The following is a 21,063-nucleotide window of genomic DNA, read 5'->3' as shown; positions in this document are numbered from 1 at the left end:
GTGCAGCTGTCAGGCGGCGTCGGTGCGGGCGTTGTCGAGGTAGGCCCGGACGGCGGGTGCGGGGACGCGGAAGGAACGGCCGACGCGGACGGCGGCCATCTCGCCGCCGTGCACGAGGCGGTAGACGGTCATCTTCGACACCCGCATCATCGCGGCGACTTCAGCCACGGTCAGGAAGGCGACGGCGGCGCGCGGAGCGGGCTGTTCGGTCATCGGGCGCAGGGCCATCGGCTGGGCCGGCATGGGGCGCGCGGCCAGCGGGCGCGGGGCGCCGCCGGGCTGGCGGGCTCCTGCAGGCTGGGTGCGGAACTGCTGGCCGTAGCCGGCCTGGCGAGGGAGAGGCGCGGCGGACGAGCGGACGGGGGAGGTGGCAGCGGGGGAGCGCTGGGCCAAGGTCACGAGATTTCCTCACGAAGGCGGTTCACGGGACGCTGCTGGTCGCGCTGGGCGACGGTGCAGGTCTTTGCTGCTACCGACCGTAGTGGAGCAACTACGAATGTCACGGGGTCATAACGGACGAGACGAACCGGTCCGGTTCGTCAGATGTTGACCGTGCGCCACCGGGGGAAGATGCGACGCGTGAGATCAACCCGGCCCGCTCGGTCACAGCCGTAACCCGCTGGACGGCGCGGCCGCACCTGGGCGAAATCAGATCCTCGGGTCCGTGGCGGGCCCTCGGGGCAGGGCTCAGCGATGGCTCGGCCGGTAGGCCGCTGGCTCGGCAGTTGCAGAACGGTCCCCGAGATGCCCTGAGCAGCCCGCTTCGAGGCACATCGCAGCAAGGCGAAGATCAGTCCGTTCTCCCATTCACCGACCCGCGATGGCGGAGGGCGTAGGCGGCCACGGAGGCTCCCAGCAGCCCCGCCGGACCACCGACGACTGCGCCATAGCCGTAGTCGCTGCCTCCGAGGATGAAGGCAGTCCCCACGATCACCGCCCAGATCGTGAGCAGCTGGGCCCACAGGCGCCAATTCCGCAGGTCCGCTGCGCCCTTCACGCTGGAGACGCTCCCACAGGACCTCCCGGAGTCGTCCGATGACCACCCGATCGGTGGGCTGGGGCTCAGGTGTCCCTGGAGCCCCTTTCAGAGCGGATGCTGCCGTGCCGAGCATCCGGTCATCACGAAGTCCTTCCACTCACATCACCGAGCGGCTCCCGGCTCAGAGCAGCGGCAGGTCGGTGGCGGTGAGCACGTCGCCCTCGGCGACGAGCTGGACGGCGGTCTCGATCTCGGGGGCGAGGTGCCGGTCAGGGCCCGGGCTGGGCACTCCGGCGGCTCGGATGGCGTCCCGGACCGCGCCGGTGGCTGCGGCCGGCTGCAGCGGCGCACGCAGGTCCAGCGCCCGGGCCGCGGTGAGCACCTCGATGGCCAGCACCCGGGTCAGCCCGTCCAGCGCCCGGCGCAGCTTGCGCGCCGCGGCCCAGCCCATCGAGACGTGGTCCTCCTGCATCGCCGAGGAGGGGATCGAGTCGACGCTGGCCGGCACCGCGAGCCGCTTGAGCTCGCTGACGATGCCGGCGGCGGTGTACTGGGCGATCATGTGGCCGGAGTCGACCCCGGCATCGGCGGCCAGGAACGGCGGGAGCCCGTTGCTGCGGGCGGCGTCCAGCATCCGGTCGGTGCGGCGCTCGCTCATGCTGGCCACGTCGGCGACCGCGATCGCCAGGAAGTCGAGCACGTAGCCGACCGGCGCGCCGTGGAAGTTGCCGTTGGACTCCACCCGCCCGTCGACGGTGACCACCGGGTTGTCGATCGCCGCGGCGAGCTCCCGCTCGGCGACCACGGCGGCGTGTGCCGCGGTGTCCCGGGCGGCGCCGTGCACCTGCGGGGCGCAGCGCAGCGAGTAGGCGTCCTGCACCCGGGTGCACTCCGGCCCGCGGTGGCTCGCCATCACGCCGCTGCCGGCCAGCAGCGCCCGCAGGTTGGCCGCCGAGTCGCCCTGCCCGGGGTGTGGGCGCAGCCCCTGCAGGTCGGCGGCGAACACCGCGTCGCTGCCCAGCAGCGCCTCCACGCTCATCGCCGCGGAGACGTCGGCGGTGCTCAGCAGCCGACGCAGGTCGGCCAGCGCGAGCAGCAGCATGCCGAGCATCCCGTCGGTGCCGTTGACCAGCGCCAGGCCCTCCTTCTCCGCCAGCTGCACCGGGGCGAGCCCGGCGTCGGCGAGCGCCTCGGCGGCCGGCCGCAGCACCCCGGCGGCGTCCCGGACGGTGCCCTCGCCCATCAGCGCCAGCGCGATCGACGACAGCGGCGCGAGGTCGCCGGAACAGCCCAGCGAGCCGTACTCGTGCACGGTCGGGGTGATCCCGGCGTCCAGCATCGCCGCGTAGCTGCGGGCGGTCTCCGGCCGGACGCCGGTGCGCCCGGTCGCCAGCGTCGACAGCCGCAGCAGCATCAGCGCCCGCACCACCTCGCGCTCCACCTCCGGGCCGGAGCCGGCGGCGTGCGAGCGGATCAGGCTGCGCTGCAGCTGGGCCCGCTGGGCGACCGGGATGTGCCGGGTGGCCAGCGCACCGAACCCGGTGGAGACGCCGTAGTGCGGGCGGTCGTCGTCGGCGAGCCGTTCGATGACCTCGCGGGTGGCGGCGATCCCGGCCAGCGCCTCCTCCGACAGCCGCACGCCGCAGCCCTCCCGCGCCACCCGGACGACGTCCTCCGGGGTGACCGGTCCGCTGCCGACGACGACCTGCTGGGTGTCCACCGCTGTGCTCATGGGTCCATGTCACCCGGCCGGCATCCGGAGATCCAGGCCCGTGAGCCTGGTGGTGTCCGGTATCCCAGACGTTCAGTCGGGGCGGCGACCGTTGATCCGGCGGGTCAGCACGGCGGCCGCCCGGGCCACCCGCTGCGCCAGCTTCGTCCGCCCCGCGGCGTCGACGTCCTCGGTGGGGAAGGTGACCGCGACCGCCGCCGCCGGCCGGCCGGCGTGGTCGTGCACCCCCGCGGCGACCGAGGCGAAGCCCGGGGTGACCTCGCCGTCCTCGTCGGCGTACCCCGCCCGGCGCACCTCGCCCAGCAGCCGGCGCAGCTCCGACAGCCGGCGGGGACCCAGGTCGTGCCGGTCGACGAACGCGGTCGCGTCGGGGAACAGCGCCCGTACCTGGGCCGGCGGCAGACCGGACAGCAGTGCCCGGCCGCTGGCGGTCAACTGGGCCGGCAGTCGGACGCCCACGTCGGTCACCAGCGGCGGCCGGCCCGGGGCCCGCTGTTCGACGACGTAGAGCACCTCCCGGCCGTGCAGCACCGCCAGGTGCGCGGACTGGCCGACCGCGTCGACCAGCCGGGCGAGCACCGGGCGGGCCAGCCGGGCCAGCGGCTCCTGGCGGGAGTAGGCGCTGCCGATCTCGAAGGCGCTCACCCCGAGCCCGTACCGGCGTTCCTCGGGCAGGTGGACGACGAAGCCGGCGTCGACCAGCTCGGCGAGCAGGTGGTACGTCGTCGACCGCGGCAGGCCGAGGTCGCGGGCGAGCGCAGCCGCCGGGACGGCGCCGGGGGAGCGGGCCAGCGCCTGGAGCAGCGCCAGGGCCTGCCGGGCGGCCGGCACCCCGCCCCGCGGGGTCCGGGGTGAGGGGACCGGCTCCGGCACCGGGGGAGCCTACGGCGCGACCGCCCCCGTGCCGATCTCCACCCAGCCGTCGCGCAGCTGCACCGGGTGGACCGGCAGGCGCACCGTCGGGTCGTCGGGTGCGTCCAGGCAGACCCCGGTGCGCAGGTCGAACACCTGCTTGTACATCGGGGAGGCCACCGTCGGCGCGTCACCACGGGTGCCGACGATGCCCCGGGCGATCACGTGCGCCCCGCTGACCGGGTCGCGGTGGCCCACGGCGTGCAGCGCGCCGTCGAAGAGCCGGAACACCGCGACCTGCTGGTCGCCGACCAGCGCGGCCACCCCGCGCTCGGGCTGCAGGTCGGCGTACCGGCAGACGGCCGTCCAGCCGGTCGGGGCCGTCGTCTCGGAATGCTGGGTCTCCGGGGGCAGGGTCGCGGTCATCGGGAGAACACCTCCAGTCGGGGGCCGGCCACCAGGACGGCGCCGGTGGCCTCGCCGGCCGTCCGTTCCGCCGCGGTGCTCGGCCGGGGCTGACCCCGCTCCACGACGTAGGACAGCGACGGGTCGGGGGAGTCGGGGGCGTTGACGAAGGAGGCGAACCGGCGCAGCTTCTCCGGGTCCTCCAGGGTGGCGCGCCACTCGTCGGTGTAGCCCTCGACGTGGTCGGCCATCGCCGCGTCGAGGTCGGCGGCGATGCCCAGGCTGTCGTCCAGGACGACGGCGCGCACGTGCTCCAGCCCGCCCTCGATCTCCTCCAGCCACGGCGCGGTGCGCTGCAGCCGGTCGGCGGTGCGCACGTAGTAGACGAGGAAGCGGTCGATGGTGCGCACCAGCGTCTCGGTGTCCAGGTCCTCGGCCAGCAGCTTCGCGTGCCGCGGGGTGAAGCCGCCGTTGCCGCCGACGTAGAGGTTCCAGCCGTTGTCGGTGGCGATGACCCCGACGTCCTTGCCGCGCGCCTCGGCGCACTCCCGGGCACAGCCGGAGACGCCCAGCTTGATCTTGTGCGGCGAGCGGAGCCCGCGGTAGCGCAGCTCCAGCGCGATCGCCAGGGCCACCGAGTCCTGCACGCCGTACCGACACCAGGTCGAGCCCACGCAGGACTTCACCGTGCGCAGCGACTTGCCGTACGCGTGCCCGGACTCGAAGCCGGCGGCCACCAGTCGCTCCCAGATGGCCGGCAGCAGCTCCATCCGGGCGCCGAACAGGTCGATCCGCTGACCGCCGGTGATCTTGGTGTAGAGCCCGAAGTCGCGGGCCACCTCGCCGATCGCGATCAGCCCCTCCGGCGTCACCTCCCCGCCGGGGATGCGCGGGACGACCGAGTAGGTGCCGTCCTTCTGGATGTTGGCCATCACGTGGTCGTTGGTGTCCTGCAGCGTCGCCCGCTCGCCGTCCAGTACGTGGCCGGAGTCCAGGCTGGCCAGGATGGAGGCGACGACCGGCTTGCAGATGTCGCAGCCCCGGCCGCGGCCGTGCCGGTCGACCAGCTCGCTGAAGCTGGTGATCCCGGTGACCCGGACGACGTCGAACAGCTGCGCCCGGCTGACGTCGAAGTGCTCGCACAGCGCCGAGCTGACCGTCACCCCGGCGGCCGCCAGCTCGGTGGTGACCAGCTTCTTCACCAGCGGCAGACAGGAGCCGCAGCTCGTGCCGGCCTTGGTGCAGGCCTTGACCGCGCCCAGGTCGGTGCAGCCGTCGCAGCGGACGGCGTCCCGGATCGACCCGGCGGTGACGTTGTTGCACGAGCAGACCGCGGCGTCGTCGGGCAGCTCGGCCGAGGCCGGCCCGCCCTCGGCGCCCTCGGGCAGCAGCCAGGCGGCCGGGTCACCACCCAGCTCGCGGCCGACGAGTGGCCGCAGCCCGGCGTAGGCGCCGGCGTCGCCGACCAGGATGCCGCCGAGCAGCGTGCGGGCGTCGTCGGAGAGCACCAGCTTCTTGTAGACCCCGGCCACCGGGTCGCCGTAGACGACCGACAGCGCGCCCGGGGAGGTGCCGAACGCATCGCCGAAGCTGGCGACGTCGACCCCCAGCAGCTTCAGCTTGGTGGACAGGTCCGCGCCCGGGAACTCGGCGGCCCCGCCGAGCAGCTGGTCGGCGACGATCTCCGCCATCGTGTAACCGGGCGCGACCAGCCCGTAGGTGCGGCCCTCGACCGCGGCCACCTCGCCGATCGCCCAGACGGCCGGGTCCTCGGTGCGGCAGGTCGGGTCGACCGCCACCCCGCCGCGCGGGCCCACCGGCAGCTCGCACGCCCGGGCCAGCTCGTCACGCGGCCGCACGCCCGCGGCGAACACCACGACGTCGACGTCCAGGTGGGTCAACCCCGCCGCGGACCCCTCGGCGGCGTGCATCCGGGCGACCCGGCCGTCCCGGCCCGCGGTGAGCTTGGCCGTCGCGGTGCCCGCGTGCACCTGCACGCCCAGCGCGCCGACCAGCCGCTGCAGCGCCTCACCGCCGCCCTCGTCGACCTGCAGCGGCATCAGCCGAGGGGCGAACTCGACGACGTGGGTCTGCACGCCCAGCGCGGTCAGCGCACCGGCGGCCTCCAGCCCGAGCAGGCCACCGCCGACGACGGCGCCGGTGACGGGGCGGTGGCTGCCGTCCTCCTGCCGCCGGGTGTCGACCTCGGTCACGTACTGGCGGAGCGCGGCGACGTCGTCGATCGTGCGGTAGACGAAGCAGCCGGGGAGGTCCTTGCCCTCGACCGGGGGGACGAACGGCGCGGAACCGGTGGCCAGCACCAGCGCGTCGTAGCGGTGCTCCCGGCCGCCCGCCGTCCGCACCAGCCGGGCCTGCCGGTCGACCTCGGTGACCTGCTCGCCGCGGCGCAGCTGCACGCCGGGGGTGTCCCAGAGGGCCGGGTCCCCGAGCGCCAGGTCCTGCGGGTCCCGGCCGGAGAAGTAGGAGGTGAGGGCCACCCGGTCGTAGGGCGCGCGCGGCTCCTCGGCCAGCACGGTCACCTGCCAGCCGCCGTCGGCGACCCCGCCCCGGTCGACGAGTGCCTCGACCAGCCGGTGGGCGACCATCCCGCCGCCCACGACGACGAGATGGCGGGGGCCGGGGGTGCTCGGGGCGGGGGTGCTCATGCGCAGGGTGCTCCTTCGACGGCGGCGGTGCTGCGGGACGGCGGCCCCATGCCGAGCGAAGCTATGTACGCGGTGTTTCCGTCGGCGTCGCGCCGCGTTACGGAGCGGCAAGGTCGAGCGCACAGCGCCGCCGGCGCCGGCGTGAGCCGCTCAGCCCTGAGCGCCGGAGCCGAAGTCGCCGAACGGCTCGCCGGTCATCGGCGCCACCGGGACCTGCCTCAGCGGCTGGCCCGCGGCGTCCAGGGTGCGCACGGTCCGGGCGCCGTCGGGGAGGGGGACGACCGTGCCGCCCCCGGTCAGCGGCAGCCGGGCGACCACCCGGTCGGTGGCGCCCAGCACCTCGACGGCGGTCGCGTCCGGTGGTGCGGTGACGACCAGCCAGCTGCCGTCACCGGACCGACCGAGCCCCGGCAGGTCGACCGTGCACGTCCGGGCCACGGTCAGGGACGACACCGGGGTGCTGCCGGCCGGGGTGACGGTGCCGCAGGCGAGGGCCCCGCCGCCGCCCCCGGCCCAGGTGGTGACCACCAGCGCACCGCCGGGGCTCCGGCCGACGACGACGGCGACGGTGCCCGCCCCCCGGCTCAGCGGCAGGGTGCCCGACCACAGCAGCTCCGGCTGCAACCCGGCCGGCTCGACCCCCAGCGGCACGGCCAGCCCGACCAGCGCGGCTGCGACCACCCGGGCGTCGGGCTCCTGGGTGACCGGGCGGATCGGCTCCAGCACCGGGAGGGGGGTGGTGCGGCCGGGCCGGTCGCCGGGCCAGTCGACGGCCGACCGGTGCAGCAGCCGGCCCTCCCGGGTGACCCGGACGCTCAGCGCCGGGCCGTCCTCGGTGGTGGTGGCCGGGACGACGGCCACGCCCTCGACCGTCTCCACCGGCGTGTACCTGCGGCCGACGGTGCCACGCGGCCCGACCAGCAGCCGCTCGGAGACCTCGATCGTGTCGCCGCGCCCGGCGACCACCACCAGCGACGCCGGGCCCGGTCCGCCCAGCAGCAGGGTGACCGGCCGGCCGCGGCCCAGCCCCGGCGGCAGGTGCGGCACGAGCGCGTCCGCCGGTGCCCCGACCGGCCCGATGAGCCAGGTGCCGCGGAAGTCCTCGTCGACCGTGCCGACGACCAGCGCCGCGCGCCCGGAGGGGGTGTCCCCGGCGAAGACCACGGTCCGGTCCGCGACCGGTGGGGCCACCAGCCCACCCCAGTCGGCCCGCTGGACGGCGGTGAGGAACGCAGGGTCGCCCGCCAGCGAGCCCCGGGCGGGCCCGGTGAGCACGGGCGCGGTGCGGACCGACGGCCCGGCCCCGGCGGGAGCGACGGCCGACGGCGCCGCAGTGGGGCGCGGTTCGTCCGCCGCCGGCCGGGTCAGCGCGCCGACCGCACCGGCGAGGACGACGGCGGCCACCGTCGCCGCGGCGAGCACCCGCCGCCGCAGTTCCGTCCGGCGGTGCCCGACGTCGGCGACGGCCTGGGCGGCGTCCAGCCGCCACCGGACCGGGGTCCCGGCCAGCCGGATCAGCCCGTCGTGCAGCCGCTCGTCGTCCGTCGCGGGCTGCGCGCGCCGGTAGGGGTCCAGCCGCACCGCCGGTCGCAGCCGTCCGGCGCCCGCCGCAGCCGCCGCCTCGGCCTCCGCCACCGGGCGGCCGAGCACGGCGGCGAGGGCGGCCCCGTCCAGCTCGTCGCCGTGGCGCAGCACCGTGGCGGCTCGGACGCGCGGGGACAGCGCGCGCAGCGTGCGGGACAGCTCGTCGTCCACCGCCGGGGCGAGCGGGTCGGGCAGCTCCTCGAGCGCTTGCTCACCGCCCAGCCCCCGCCGGTCGGCGCCGGCCACCAGCGCCCGGCGGGCCGTGGTCAGCGGATCGGGCGTGGGCCAGGCTCGCCGGGTGCGGATCAGTGCCCGTTGCACCAGCTCCTCGGCGGTGGCCCGGTCGCCGGTCAGCAGCAGCGCGGTGCGCAGCAGCCCGGGACGGCGGTCGGCGACGAACCGCGCGAAGTCCGCTGCTCCGTCGTCCGCCACCCCGGTGATCCTCCCGGTCTCAGGCCGCGGCGTAGGCCTGCGCCAGCCGGGTGAAGCCCTCGTCCAGCGACACCTGCGGCGTCCAGCGCAGCGCCTCGCGGGTGCGGCGCTGGTCGAACCAGTGCGCGGTCGCCAGCTGCTCGGCCAGGAACCGGGTCAGCGGGGGAGTGTCCCGGCGCTGCGTCGCCGCCCAGACCCCCTCGACGAGACCCCCGGCGGCCCAGGCCGCCGGGAAGGGGACCCGCCGGCTCGGGCTGCGGACGCCGGCGGCCCGGCACAACCGGTCGATGATCTCAGCGACCGGACGGGGCTCACCGTTGGAGACCACCAGTGCCTCCCCGTGCACCGGCCCGCAGGCGTCGACGGCGGCGACCAGGGCAGCGGCGGCGTTGTCCACGTAGGTGGTGTCGATCAGCGCGGCACCCGAGCCGATCACCGGCAGCCGCCCGGTCCGGGCCCGCTCGACGATCCGTCCGACCAGCTGGGTGTCCCCGGGCCCCCAGACCAGGTGCGGGCGCACCGCGAGCACGGCGAGCGCGGCGTCGTCCGCGGCCAGTGCCTCCTGCTCGGCGACGGCCTTCGAGCGGGAGTAGTGCCCGCGGGCGCGCGCCGGGTCGGCCGGCTGTGCGCCGACCCCGACCAGCGCCGAGCCGCCGTGCGCGACCGACGGCGAGGAGACGTGCACCAGCCGGCCCACCCCGGCGCGGCGGCAGCCGGCGACCACCGCGCGGGTCCCGTCGATGTTCGCCCGCGTGTACTCCGCCCGTCGTCCGGTGACGTCGACCTTGGCGGCCAGGTGCACCACGGTGTCCTGCCCGGCCACCGCGCGGGCCACCACCGCCGGGTCGGCGACGTCGCCGCGCACCTCTCGGCAGGGCAGCCCGGCCGGGCGGCGCTGCAGCACGGTCACCTCGTCGCCCCGGTCGAGCAGGCCCTGCACCGTGGCCCGGCCGAGCATGCCGCTGGCCCCGGTGACCAGCACCCTCATCGGGTACGTGCCCGCGCACCGGCGAGCGTGCGGGTCGCGCGCCGGGCCACCTCCCGCCGGTCGACCTTCGACTGGTGCCGGATGTCGACCGGCAGCCGGCCGGTGACCAGGACGGCGGCGACCTCGGGGCCGGCGGCCTCGCGGACGGCGTCGGCCAGCGCAGGACCGGCGAGCTCGAACCCGGTGCGGCGGCGTGCACCGTCGGCGGGGACGACGACCACCACCACGACCTGGGCGCCGACCGGCCCCACGCCGACGACGGCGGCGGCGCTGACGCCGTCCAGCAGCTGCACCCGCTGCTCGACGCCGACCGGGGTGACCGCCCCGGTGGCGGTGGTCACCACGTGCGGCAGCCGGCCCTCGAACCAGAGCCGGCCCTCGGCGTCCAGGTGCCCGACGTCGCCGGTCCGGTGCCAGCCCGGGTCGCGGGACGACGCGCGTTCGGTGGCCCACAGCGCGTCGTAGCGCTCCTTGACGTGCGCGGCCCGCACGGCGACCTCACCGGTCGTCCCGGGGACGTCGGTGAGGTCGCCGTCGGCCGACCCGGTCGGGGACAGCGGGCTGACCCGGACCTCGACGCCGGGCAGCGGCCGGCCGACGCACACGCCGTTCCCGGGGCCGGCGGCCTCGACCTCGGTCGCGGAGACGTCGGTGACCGGCAGCACCTCGGTCATCCCGTACGGGGTGTGCGCAGCTGCCGCGGGCAGCACCCGGCGCAGCTCCTGCAGCAACGGCAGCGGCACCGGCGCTCCGGCGGACATGAGCAGGCGCACCCGGCCCAGCGCGGTCCGCTGGGGCTCGGTCAGCTCGCCGGCGGTGGCGACGACCCGGCGCAGCGCGGCCGGCGAGGCGAACACGACCGTGCCGTCGATCGCCGCCGTCGCGTCGGCGAGGGCGGCCGCGGTCAGCGAGCCGGGCTCGGTCACGTCGATGTCGGGGACTGCGGAGCCGATGCCCAGCGCCGGGCCGAACAGGGCGAACGGCGCGAAGCCGGCGACCAGGCGGTCGTCGGGGGACAGCCCGTAGGTGGCACCGACCAGGTCCAGCTGGGCCATCGCCTGGCGCCGGGTGTAGACGACGCCCTTGGCCGGCCCGGTGGCGCCGGAGGTGAACAGGACGGCGCAGTCGGTGTCCAGGTCGGCCTCGGGGGGCAGCGGCGCGGTGCTGCCCGCGCGCTCCAGCTCCTCGAGCGTGTGGGCCACCCCCAGCGTCCGCGCTGCGGCTGCCGGCAGCGGGGTGGCGGCGATCCGGGTGGCGGTCAGCCGCATGGCCCGGGCGGCCGCGAGCCCGGGGGCACCGCCGATGACCGCGTCGACCCGGGCGCTGTGCAGCGCCCGCCGCATGCCGCGCAGGCCCAGGCCCTTGTCGGCCACGACGATGACCGCACCGGCCCGCCAGACGGCGTAGACCGCGGCGGTGAGATCGGCGCAGGGCTCGAACAGCAGGGCGACCCGCTGCCCCGGGCGGATGCCGGCGTCGGCCAGCCCGGCGGCCAGGTGCTCGACCCGGCGGTGCAGCTGCGCCCAGCTGACCGTGGCCCCACCGACCTCGACCACGGCGGGGGAGTCGTCGGCGGCCCGGTCCGCCAGCGCCGAGCCGAGGCCCCGCGGCTGGGGCTGCGCGTTGCGCGGGCGCTCGGCGGTGTCGGCGGTGTACCGGCCGGTGGACAGGTCACTGACCCACTGGGCGACCGCATCGGCGTACTGCGGCGCGTCCTCGGGCAGCAGGTGCGAGGCGCCCTCGTAGCGGTGCAGCTGGGCCTGGGGCATCCGCTCGCGCAGGTCGGCCAGGTACCGCTCGCCGAAGACCGGGTCGCGCGGACCCCACAGCAGCAGCGCCGGGACGTCGAGGGAACGGATGCCCTCGGCGATCTCCTCCTGCGCGGCCCGCGAGGGGTGGCCGGGGGAGAAGGGGATGTCGGCCACGAAGTCCCCGACCGACCGCCGGCGGGCCGCCGTCCGGTAGGGCGCGGCGAAGGCGTTGCGGACGTCGGCCGGCAGCGGCGGCCGGGACATCGCCGTCGTCGCCCGGACGAAGGCCGGGGTGCCGACGGTGACCGCCGACCGGACCCCGGGGGCGTGCGCCATCCGGATCAGCACCGGGCCGAGGTCGCCCTCGGGCATCGAGACGGCGGTGTTGCCCAGGACGACGCCGCGCAGCTGGTCGCGGTGCGCCAGCGCCCAGCCCAGCGAGATGACCCCGCCCCAGTCGTGGCCGACGGTGATCACCGGGCCGGTGAGGCCCAGCGCAGCGGTCAGGTCACCGAGGTCGGCGACCCGCTGCTCCAGTGGCCGGGGCCCGGGGAGCCGCGCCGAGAAGCCCATGCCCAGCTGGTCGGGCGCGATCACCCGCCACCCGGGCGGGGCGGCGGCGAGCAGCCGGCGCCAGAGGTAGGACCAGGTGGGGTTGCCGTGCACGCAGAGCAACGTGCCCACCGGGTCGGGAACCCCGTTGTCCAGCAGGTGCCACTCGTGCTTGGTGCCGGTGGCGTCGGCCACGGTGACCCGGCGGGACCAGGCCGGGTCGAGCCCGGGGAGCCCGGCCGGGAGGTCGGTCGGCGTCGTCACCAGGCGATCTCGAGGCAGGAGGCGTTGAGGCCCGAGCCGATGCCCATCAGCAGCACCCGGTCGCCGTCGACCAGCTCGTGCTGGGCGTGGGCCAGGGTGAAGGGCACCGAGGCCGGGCCCAGGTTGCCGCGGGTGGGGAAGGTCTTGGGCACCCGGGACTCGTCGATGCCGAACCGCTCGCACATGGCGGCGGTGTGCACCTTGGAGACCTGGTGGATGACGTAGCGGTCCATGCCGCGCTGCCAGTCGAAGTCCGCGGCGGCCTCCTCCCACATGTCCATCGACAGGTCCAGCCCGGCCTCCAGCAGGCCCTTGAGGTCGGTGCGCATCTCGTCGTTGTCGCCGATGCACAGCTCGTGGTGCTCGGTGCCGGCCCGGCTGACCGAGCCGACCAGCCGGTGCCCCTCCGGGTGCTGGTCGGACCGGCCGAGCACCATGGCGGCGGCTCCCGAGCCCAGGGTCAGCGTCGCGAACTGGGCGATCACGTCGCGGGCGGTGGTGTCGGGCTGGTTCAGCCGGTCGATGGTCCGGTCCTGGACCGTCTGGGCGTCCTCCCCGTTGACGATCACGGCGTGCTCGATCATCCCGGAGTCGATCATCGCCGCGGCCAGCTCCATGCCGTTGACGAAGCCCAGGCAGGCGTTGGTCACGTCGAAGTTCTGCGCCGAACGCGGCAGTCCCAGCGCGTGGTGGACGGCGACGGCCGTCGAGGGCTCCAGGTACCGGCGGCTGACCGAGGTGTTGACCATCAGGCCGATGCCGGCCGGGTCGACGCCGCTCTCGCTGATCGCCTTGGCGCCGGCCATGGCCGCGCCGTCGACGAACGTCACGCCGTCCTCCCACCACCGGCGCTCACGGATGCCGGCCAGCCGTTCGAGCAGGCCAGGGCGCAGCCCGACCCGCTTGTAGGTGTCGGCGAGCCGCTCGTCGATGGCGTCGGAGGTGACGACGCGGGAGGCATCGGCCGTCTGCACGGTCAAGATGCTGGTGTTGGTGAAGCGGTGCGTGGCGTTTCCACTCATGGGCGGGGTCCAGTCCTCGAGAAGGGCCGACTCTTCCATGTGTGTCGCCGGCGTTCCGTTGGGCACTACCCGACGAGGACAGCGGTATGCCGCCCGGCGGCCACCCGCGGTGCAGCTCACAGCCACCTGGTGGCCGGGTCTCAGAACCGGACGGGCAGCTCGTCCAGGCCGTAGACGAAGGACAGCTCGCGGAAGGACAGCTCCCGCTGCGGGACGGCCAGCGCCAGGTCGGGGAAGCGGCGGAACAACGCGGGCAGCACCACCCGCAGCTCCATCCGGGCCAGCTCCGCGCCGATGCACCGGTGGATCCCGTGGCCGAAGGCCAGGTGGCCGGAGTTCGGTCGGCGCAGGGGGTCGAAGACCTCCGGCTGGTCCCCGGCGGACCGGGGGTCGCGGTTCGCGCCGCTCAGCGAGGCCAGCACGACGTCCCCGGCCTTCAGCGGCACGCCGAACAGGTCCAGGTCGTGCTTGGCGAACCGGGGGAAGGCCATCTGCACGACCGACAGGTGCCGCAGCAGCTCCTCGACCACCCGGTCGACGTCCGCGCGCGAGCCGTCGCGCACCAGGGCGGCGTGCGCGGGGTCGCGCAGCAGCACCATGGTGCTCAGCGAGATCATCCCCGCGGTGGTCTCGTAGCCGCCGGTGAAGACGCCGTCGGCCAGGCCGGCGAGGTCGACGTCGGAGATCCGGTCGCCCTCGTCCCGGATGATCTGGCCGATCAGCCCGGGGCCGGGCTCCGCGCGCTGCCGGGCGACGGCGTCGAAGAGGAACTCGCGCTGCGCCGAGACCGCACCGAAGGCCGCGGCGGCGCCGGCGGTCGCGTCGAAGCGCTGGACGCCGAGCCGGGCGAACGCGTCCCGGTCGTCCAGCTCCAGGCCCAGCAGTGCACAGATGGTCTGGAACGGCACCGGGAAGGAGACCAGCTTCGCCAGGTCGGCCGGAGCGCCCGCGGCGGCCAGTGCGTCGAGCCGCTGCGCCACGATCGTCTCGATCATCGGCTCGAGCCGGGCCAACCGGCGCATCGTGAACTCCGGCGTGATGATCTTGCGTAGCCGGGTGTGCAGCGGCGGGTCGGTGAACCCGAGGCCACCGACCTCGTCGGCGCCGCTCGGGCCGGGGCCCGGCAGCAGGTGCCGGATGTCGTTGCTCCAGCTGTCCCGGTCGGCCAGCACCGCCTTGACGTGCTCCGCGCCGGTGACCAGGTACACGGAGAAGGCGAACGGCAGCTTCAGCCGGTGCACCGGGTCGTGCTCCCGGAGCTGCGCCAGCCGGGGGACGGGGTCGATGCCGTCCCGCTGCAACGGCACCTTGGTCCGCTCGGGGATGAAGGTCAGGCTGGAGAGGTCGATGCCGCGCTTCTGGATGCGGCGCGCCAGCAGCTTGCCGGTCCAGGCGCGCGCCCGGGCCCGCACCCCCGCACCCGCCCGCGCGCCGACGGGCGGCCGCGGGGTGGGGACGGGGTACTTCGGCAGGGCTGTGAACCGGGACGCGGGGGTACGGGCTGTGGGGTCGGTGACCCCTCCCGATGGCTGGTGGTCGATGTCGTCTTCGTACTGCAGGACGGCGGTGTCGATCAAGGCCGCCACGCGTCGTCCACCACAGCGTTCACCTCGCCGTCCACCCCGCCGTCCCTTCCGCCCGCCCCGCCGGGTGGTGGTTTGCCGGGCGGGAGCGGGCGGGCACCTGCGGCCCATGGACGTCGACGACACGCTCTGGGGCGACGGCCCGCCCCGCCGGCCCGCCGCCGTTGGGCGCCGGACCCTGACCCGGGTGGTCGCCGCCCCGCTGGCCCTGGGTGGCGCCGTGCTGCTGGTGCGTCCGGACCAGGTCCTCCGGGCCGTCCGCGGGAACGGGCGCGAGCCGAGCGCCTGGGTGGTCCGGCTGCTCGGTGGCCGGGTGCTCGCCCAGCAGACCGCCGTGCTCCTCCGCCCGACCCGGGGCCTGGTGCTGGCGGGTGTGGTCGCCGACGCGCTCCACGCGGCCAGCATGGTGCCCACCGCGCTGGCCTGGGCGGACTACCGCCGCCCTGCCTCCATCAGTGGTGCCGCCGCAGCAGGCGCGGCGATCGTCGCGGCCCTGGTCGCCCCCGAGCCCGGGGACTGAGCCGCAGCGGGTGCCGGGCGGCCGGAGGCCAGGCAGGCGCTCAGCCCAGGGTGCCGTCGCCGACCAGAGCGGTCACCAGGCCGGCACCGAGCCCGACCGCCAGCACGCCCAACGCCCCGGCCAGCGCGGCGCCGCGGGCCCAGTCGGCCGTCGGTGCGGGCTCGCCGGGCCGGAACGCCTCGACCAGCCACCGCAGGTAGTAGAAGAGGCTGACCACGGTGTTCACCGCGGCGACCACCACCAGCCAGGCCAGGCCGCCGTCCCAGGCGGCGGTGAAGACGGTCAGCTTGCCCAGGAAGACCGCCGTCGGCGGGGTGCCGACCAGGCTCAGCAGGCTGATCACCAGCGCGGCCGCCAGACCCGGCCGCTGCCGGGCCAGGCCGCGGAAGTCGGCCAGCGACCGGGCCCCGGGGACGGCGGCGAGCACGGCGAAGGCGGTCAGGTTGGTGACCGCGTAGCCGGCCAGGTAGACGAGCAGCGCGGGCACCGCGGCCGAGGTGCTGGACACCACGGCCACCGGCATGAGCAGGTAGCCGACCTGGCTGACCGTCGACCAGCCGAGCAGCCGGCGGGCGTCGGTCTGCGCGAGCGCGGCCAGGTTCGCCAGCGTCATGGTGGCGGCGGCGAGCAGCCCGACCAGCAGCGGCCAGGGCAGCGGGCCCGGCAGCACGTCGACCAGCCGCGCGGCGGCGACCAGCGCGCCGATCTTGGGCACGGTGGTGAGGAACGCCGCCGCTGCGGTGCCGGCGCCCTGGGTCGCGTCGGGCACCCACTGGTGCAGCGGCACCCCGCCGGCCTCGAACAACAAGCCGGCGAGCACCGCCAGCGCACCGACCGCCACCGCGGCGGCGGGCGCCACCGCCAGCCCGGCGGCCAGGTCCACGTAGGCGGTGCCGCCGGCGATGCCGGACAGCACCGTGGCCCCGAGCAGCAGCAGGATCCCCGACAGTGCACCGAGCAGGTACGTCTTCAGTGCGGCCTCGGCTGCGCCGGGGGTTCGGACCATCCCGACCAGCGCGTACACCGGGATGCTGGCCAGCAGGAAGCCGACGGCGAGCACCAGCAGGTCGTCGGTGGCGGCCAGCACGATCGCGCCCAGCCCGCCGAGCAGCAGCAGCGTGTAGGTCTCGCTCTCCCGCGCCGTCCCGGCCAGCTCGTCGACGCCCAGGCCGATCACCAGCAGCACCGCCGCGACGACCACCAGCCGGGTGACCCCGGTCGCGGTGTCCAGCACGAACGCCCCGAACACCGTCTCCATGTCTCCACCACCACCAAAATGGCCATCTTGGTGGCTTGGGAAGGCGAGGGCGGCGGAGACGGCGGCGGCGAGGAGGGCGGCGACCGCGATCAGCCGGGCGACCCACTGCCGCTGCCGGGGGAGGAAGGAGCCGGCCAGCAGGGTGACCACCGCGCCGCCGAGCAGGCACAGCTCGGGCAGCAGCATCAGCGGCGACTGCTCCATCACCTGCCCACCAGGTCGACGAGGACGGCGGACGCCGGGGTGATCAGGTCCAGCAGCAGCCAGGGCAGGACGCCGATCGCCAAGGACAGCAGCAGCAGCCCGGTGACCGGCACCGCCTCGACCGCCCGCACGTCGGTGAAGCCGATCGACCGCCCGCCGGGCAGCCCGGTGACCAGCAGCTGCAGCGCGCGGAGGAACAGCGCGGCGGTGATCAGGATCCCGGGCAGCGCGATCGCCGCCCACGCCGTGGTGCCGATGCTCCCGGCGAACACCTGGAACTCGGCGATGAACCCGCTGAACGCCGGGATGCCCAGCGAGGCGAACGCGCCGACCGCGAACAGGCCCGACCAGACGGGTGCGCTGCGGGCCAGGCCGCCGTAGTCGCGCAGGGCGTAGCTGCCGGTGCGGTCGTGCAGCACCCCGGCCAGCAGGAACAGGGCTCCGGTGATCAGGCCGTGGCTGACCATCTGGGTGACGGCGCCGGTCACGGCCAGCTCGCGGGCCGCCGTCCCCCCGCCGAGCAGGCCCGCCGCGCCGACTGCGAGGACCACGTAGCCCATGTGGTTGATCGAGGTGTAGGCGATCATCCGCTTGGCGTCGGTCTGGGCCAGGGCGACCAGTGCGCCGTAGAGCACCGAGGCGATCCCGACCCCGAGCACCACCCACGCGGCTCCGCGCCAGGCGTCCGGCATGGCGGGCATGGCGATCCGGACGAAGCCGTAGGTGCCCATCTTCAGCAGCACCGCGGCCAGCACGGCCGAGCCGATCGCCGAGGCGTCGGTGTGCGCCGGGGGCAGCCAGGTGTGGAACGGGATCGTCGGCGTCTTCACCGCCAGGCCGAGGAGCAGCGCTGCAAGCACGAACCCGCCGGCGACCGGGTGGTCCTGCAGCGGCGCGGCGGCGATCAGCTCGGGGATGTCGAAGGTGTGCGGGTCGGCGGCCAGGTAGAGGCCGATGAAGCCCAGCAGCAGCGCCAGGCTGCCCAGGAACGTGTAGAGGAAGAACTGCAGCGCCGAGCGGCCGGCGTCCCGGCCGTGCCCCCAGCCGGCGATCGCGGCGTACATGCCGACGATCGACAGGTCGAAGAAGACGAAGAAGACGATCAGGTCCTGGGCGGCGAACAGCCCCATGCAGGTGGCCTGCAGCGCGAGGAAGAGGGCGGCGTGCTGGCGGGGACGCCGGTCCTCGCGCAGCCCGTAGACCGCGCAGGCGCAGAACACCACCGCGGTCAGCGCCAGCAGCGGCACCGAGAGCCCGTCGACACCGACGTGCCAGCTGCTGTTGACCGACGGGATCCAGCGGGCGCGCTCCTCGAAGGCGAGACCGCCGTCGGCGGGCGTCTCGTACCGGGCGATGAGCACACCGACCAGCACGACCTCGGCGGCGGTGACCGCGATCCAGGTCCAGCGGGCGACCCGGTCGGGCACCCGGGGCACGGCCAGCAGGGCCGCGGCGACCAGGGGCAGGAAGATGATCGAACTGAGCACGGAGCTACCTCACTGCCAGGAGGAGGGCCAGCGCGGCGGCGAGCACCACGGCGGCGGAGACGTAGTACTGGTGCAGCTGGCCGGTCTGGGTCCGCCGGGCCCAGCCCCCCAGCCAGCGGGTGCCGGCGGCCAGCGACCGCACGGCGGCGTCGGGCCCGGCGAGGTCGGCCCGGCCCGTGGCGCCGGCCAGTCGCACGCCGGCGGTGGCGGAGTCGGCCACCGCCCGGTCGAGCACCCCGTCGTCGAACCGGGCCGCCGCGCGTGCGGTCCGCAGCGCGCCCCGGCCGGCGCCGGTCACCGCGCGGGCGAGCACCCGGTCGTCGAACCGGGCCAGCGCCTCGGCCGTGCGCAGCACCGGCCGGACGACGACCACGTCGGTCGCCCGGGCCAGCCCCAGCCATCCCTCGAGCCACCCGGGGAGCGGCTGCAGCGGCCGGATCCGCACGACCAGGAGCACCACCACGGCGACGAGCGCGGAGACGGCCAGCTCCACCAGGCCCGGGGTGGGCGTGCTGCCGGAGCCGAGGGCCCGGCGCAGGGTGTCGGCGACCGGGGGGAGGGCCAGCAGGCCGAGGACGGCGGCGCCGACGGCGAGCACGACCAGCGGCGCCTGCTGCAGCACCCGCACCTCACGGGTGCCCTCCTCCTCGGTGTCGTAACCGGCGTCGGCGTCCGCGGGGAGCCGCTGCCAGACCAGCCACAGCACCTTGCCCGCGTAGCCCGCCGACAGCGCGGCGGCGGCCAGCCCGACCAGGTACAGCGCCAGGGACTCCTCGTGCGCCCCGGCCAGGACGGCGTCCTTGGTCGCCCACAGCGACAGCGGCGCCACCCCGGCCAGCGCCAGTGCCCCGACCCCCGCGCAGACGCCGACCAGCGGCCAGCGCCGGGCGGCGCCGCGCAGCGCCGGCAGCTGCTTGGTGCCCAGCGCGGTCAGCCACGCCCCGGCGGCCAGGAAGAGCAGCGCCTTGGTGGCCGCGTGCGCGACCAGGTGCGCCGTCCCGCCGGCCACCGCCGCGACCCCGGCACCCAGCACCACGAAGCCCAGCTGCGCCGCGGTGGAGGCGGCGAGCAGCTGCTTGAGGTCGCGCTGGGCGAGCGCCACCGCGCCGAGCAGCAGCGCGGTCAGCGCGCCCACCCAGGCCGCCGTCGGCCCGGCCCAGCTCGTCGCGCCGAGCAGCGGCGCCACCCGCAGCAGCAGGTAGCCGCCCATCGCGACCATCGCCGCGGAGTGCAGCAGCGCGCTGACCGGGCTGGGGCCCTGCATCGCCGCGGAGAGCCAGGCGGTGAACGGCAGCTGGGCGGCCTTGCCGAGCGCGGCGACCAGCAGCCCGGCCGCAGCGACGTCCCGCCAGGGCGCCGGCAGCTCGGGCAGGTCGGTCAGCGCCAGCCCGGACCCGCCGGCCAGCGCCGCCCCGGCGGCCAGGTACAGCCCGAGGTCGGCGGTGCGGGTGGTGAGGAAGGCGGTCAGCCCGGCGCCGACCCGGTGCCGCTCCTGCCAGCGGAAGCCGATCAGCGCGTACGACGTCGCGCCCATCACCTCCCAGGCGAACAGCAGCGTCGGCAGCGTGGTGGCGCAGACGGTCACCACCACGGCCGCGGCGAACAGGAGTGTCAGACCGGTGAACCGGGCCCGGGCACCGGCGATGTCGGCGGCGGCGAACAGCAGCACCAGCAGCGTGACGGCGGCGACGGCGGGCAGCACGACGGCCGCCAGCGCATCGACGGCCAGCCCGAACACCGCACCCGGCAGGAAGGGCGCCGAGGTGACCGGCCGGCCCAGCGCCACCGCGATCGACAGCACCAGGACGACGCCCGCGGTGACGATCCCGAGCGCCGGCGCCACCCGGTCCGCGCGCCGTCCGGTGACGCACAGCCCGGCGCCGACGACCGCCGGCACCGTGGCGCAGGCCCACAGCAGCCCGGTCACCGGGACAGGTCCGTGGCCATGTCGGTCATGTCCGACTGCCGGGACCGGTGCAGCAGGGTGGCCACGGCGAAGCCCATCGCCATCTCCACCGTCATGGCGGTGATCACCACGAGCAGCAGCACCTGGCCGTCGGGGGTGGGGGAGAGGAACCACCAGAAGGCGGCGGCGGCGAGGATGACGCCGTTGAGCATCAGCTCCAGGCCCATCATCACCATGACCACGACCTGCTGGGAGATGGCGCCGTAGAGGCCCACGCTGAACAGCGCAGCCGCCACCAGCAGCATCGTCTGCAGCGTCATCGCGGGGCCTTCCCCGCGCGCATGTCCGTACCGCGCAGGTCGTCGCCGAGCCGGTCGTACCGGCCCTTCGGCAACGCCAGCACCAGCGCGGCGACGATCGTGGCGAAGAGGACCGGCGAGACGGTCATCATCACCAGCATCTTCGACTCCATGACCGCCTCGCCCAGCGAGGTCACCAGGTCGGCGGCGGGAGCCCCGCGGCGGGTGGGCCACGGGATCAGCAGCGCCCCGGCGGCCAGCACGACGAACGTGCCGATTGCGACCGCCAGCGCCGGACGCTTGCCGTGCACCATGTCCATCGGCATCAGCGCGGGGTTCATCCCCATGAACATGATCATGTAGATGCCCATCACGGCCATCTCCATGGTCATCATCAGCACGGTGATGACGCCCAGGAACTCCAGGTCGACGAGCAGCAGCACCAGGCCGACGGCGATGAAGGACGCGGCCAGCGCATAGGTCGCCCGGGCCATCGAGTCGACCCGGAAGACGGCGACGCCGGTGGCCACGGCGATCACGGCGAGCACCCAGAACACGATCCCGGTCAGCACGTCCACC

Annotated in this window: 16 protein-coding genes; 1 reads left to right on the top strand and 15 read right to left on the bottom strand. The window is 75.6% G+C overall.

Annotated features, from left to right (window positions below):
• Positions 1–9: 9 nt before the first annotated feature.
• The 10 genes from O2V63_RS20805 to O2V63_RS09445 form a co-directional block, all read right to left on the bottom strand.
• Positions 10–399, bottom strand: coding sequence for an excisionase family DNA-binding protein (locus O2V63_RS20805; protein ID WP_442929010.1), 390 nt, complete (start codon positions 397–399; stop codon positions 10–12).
• A 761-nt stretch (positions 400–1,160) separates the two neighbouring features.
• Positions 1,161–2,711: a histidine ammonia-lyase gene (hutH, locus tag O2V63_RS09485; RefSeq protein WP_269167293.1), complete on the bottom strand. Its 1,551-nt coding sequence runs from the start codon at positions 2,709–2,711 to the stop codon at positions 1,161–1,163.
• 72 nt (positions 2,712–2,783) lie between these two features.
• Positions 2,784–3,584: an IclR family transcriptional regulator gene (locus O2V63_RS09480; protein ID WP_269167292.1), complete on the bottom strand. Its 801-nt coding sequence runs from the start codon at positions 3,582–3,584 to the stop codon at positions 2,784–2,786.
• 9 nt (positions 3,585–3,593) lie between these two features.
• A complete protein-coding gene (gene nirD / locus O2V63_RS09475) occupies positions 3,594–3,989 on the bottom strand; it encodes a nitrite reductase small subunit NirD (RefSeq protein WP_269167291.1) in 396 nt (131 codons plus the stop codon).
• On the bottom strand, positions 3,986–6,634 hold the full coding sequence (nirB, locus tag O2V63_RS09470) for a nitrite reductase large subunit NirB (RefSeq protein WP_269167290.1): 2,649 nt from the start codon (positions 6,632–6,634) through the stop codon (positions 3,986–3,988). The genes nirD and nirB overlap by 4 nt, the downstream gene beginning before the upstream one ends.
• A 150-nt stretch (positions 6,635–6,784) precedes the next feature.
• On the bottom strand, positions 6,785–8,650 hold the full coding sequence (locus tag O2V63_RS09465) for a hypothetical protein (protein WP_269167289.1): 1,866 nt from the start codon (positions 8,648–8,650) through the stop codon (positions 6,785–6,787).
• 19 nt (positions 8,651–8,669) lie between these two features.
• A complete protein-coding gene (locus O2V63_RS09460) occupies positions 8,670–9,638 on the bottom strand; it encodes an NAD-dependent epimerase/dehydratase family protein (protein WP_269167288.1) in 969 nt (322 codons plus the stop codon).
• Positions 9,635–12,205: an alpha/beta fold hydrolase gene (locus tag O2V63_RS09455; protein ID WP_269167287.1), complete on the bottom strand. Its 2,571-nt coding sequence runs from the start codon at positions 12,203–12,205 to the stop codon at positions 9,635–9,637. Before O2V63_RS09455 ends, O2V63_RS09460 begins: the two co-directional genes overlap by 4 nt.
• Positions 12,202–13,227: a 3-oxoacyl-ACP synthase III gene (locus tag O2V63_RS09450; RefSeq protein WP_269167286.1), complete on the bottom strand. Its 1,026-nt coding sequence runs from the start codon at positions 13,225–13,227 to the stop codon at positions 12,202–12,204. The genes O2V63_RS09455 and O2V63_RS09450 overlap by 4 nt, the downstream gene beginning before the upstream one ends.
• A 140-nt stretch (positions 13,228–13,367) precedes the next feature.
• Positions 13,368–14,813, bottom strand: coding sequence for a cytochrome P450 (locus O2V63_RS09445; protein WP_269167285.1), 1,446 nt, complete (start codon positions 14,811–14,813; stop codon positions 13,368–13,370).
• Positions 14,814–14,919: 106 nt separating this feature from the next.
• Between O2V63_RS09445 and O2V63_RS09440 the strand changes: the two genes are divergently transcribed.
• Positions 14,920–15,330, top strand: coding sequence for a hypothetical protein (locus tag O2V63_RS09440; protein ID WP_269167284.1), 411 nt, complete (start codon positions 14,920–14,922; stop codon positions 15,328–15,330).
• Between the two features lie 40 nt (positions 15,331–15,370).
• Here the strand turns inward: O2V63_RS09440 and O2V63_RS09435 are convergent, their stop codons facing one another.
• The 5 genes from O2V63_RS09435 to O2V63_RS09415 are packed head-to-tail and all read right to left on the bottom strand — an operon-like array spanning position 15,371 to position 21,056.
• Positions 15,371–16,792, bottom strand: a complete 1,422-nt coding sequence (locus O2V63_RS09435; protein WP_269167283.1) for an NADH-quinone oxidoreductase subunit N — start codon at positions 16,790–16,792, stop codon at positions 15,371–15,373.
• Entirely contained in the window at positions 16,792–18,279 is a 1,488-nt protein-coding gene (locus O2V63_RS09430) for a complex I subunit 4 family protein (RefSeq protein ID WP_269167282.1), read from the bottom strand. Before O2V63_RS09430 ends, O2V63_RS09435 begins: the two co-directional genes overlap by 1 nt.
• Positions 18,280–18,283: 4 nt before the next feature.
• Entirely contained in the window at positions 18,284–20,206 is a 1,923-nt protein-coding gene (locus tag O2V63_RS09425; protein ID WP_269167281.1) for a proton-conducting transporter transmembrane domain-containing protein, read from the bottom strand.
• Positions 20,203–20,505, bottom strand: coding sequence for an NADH-quinone oxidoreductase subunit NuoK (gene nuoK / locus O2V63_RS09420; RefSeq protein ID WP_036334437.1), 303 nt, complete (start codon positions 20,503–20,505; stop codon positions 20,203–20,205). The genes O2V63_RS09425 and nuoK overlap by 4 nt, the downstream gene beginning before the upstream one ends.
• Positions 20,502–21,056: an NADH-quinone oxidoreductase subunit J gene (locus O2V63_RS09415; RefSeq protein ID WP_269167280.1), complete on the bottom strand. Its 555-nt coding sequence runs from the start codon at positions 21,054–21,056 to the stop codon at positions 20,502–20,504. The genes nuoK and O2V63_RS09415 overlap by 4 nt, the downstream gene beginning before the upstream one ends.
• Between the last annotated feature and the right edge of the window lie 7 nt (positions 21,057–21,063).

Source organism: Modestobacter sp. VKM Ac-2977, assembly GCF_026968045.1.
In the GTDB taxonomy this organism is placed as follows: domain Bacteria; phylum Actinomycetota; class Actinomycetes; order Mycobacteriales; family Geodermatophilaceae; genus Modestobacter.
Note: the sequence above shows the minus strand (reverse complement) of the source record. Positions and strands in the feature narration are given on the sequence as shown.

What these genes read in the sequence shown, in the direction of transcription:
- nirD (WP_269167291.1), bottom strand. Translation starts at nt 3,989, where the DNA reads ATGACCGCGACCCTGCCCCCGGAGACCCAGCATTCCGAGACGACGGCC.
- O2V63_RS09450 (WP_269167286.1), bottom strand. Translation starts at nt 13,227, where the DNA reads ATGAGTGGAAACGCCACGCACCGCTTCACCAACACCAGCATCTTGACC.
- O2V63_RS09460 (WP_269167288.1), bottom strand. Translation starts at nt 9,638, where the DNA reads ATGAGGGTGCTGGTCACCGGGGCCAGCGGCATGCTCGGCCGGGCCACG.
- O2V63_RS09435 (WP_269167283.1), bottom strand. Translation starts at nt 16,792, where the DNA reads ATGGAGCAGTCGCCGCTGATGCTGCTGCCCGAGCTGTGCCTGCTCGGC.
- hutH (WP_269167293.1), bottom strand. Translation starts at nt 2,711, where the DNA reads ATGAGCACAGCGGTGGACACCCAGCAGGTCGTCGTCGGCAGCGGACCG.
- nuoK (WP_036334437.1), bottom strand. Translation starts at nt 20,505, where the DNA reads ATGACGCTGCAGACGATGCTGCTGGTGGCGGCTGCGCTGTTCAGCGTG.
- nirB (WP_269167290.1), bottom strand. Translation starts at nt 6,634, where the DNA reads ATGAGCACCCCCGCCCCGAGCACCCCCGGCCCCCGCCATCTCGTCGTC.
- O2V63_RS09440 (WP_269167284.1), top strand. Translation starts at nt 14,920, where the DNA reads ATGGACGTCGACGACACGCTCTGGGGCGACGGCCCGCCCCGCCGGCCC.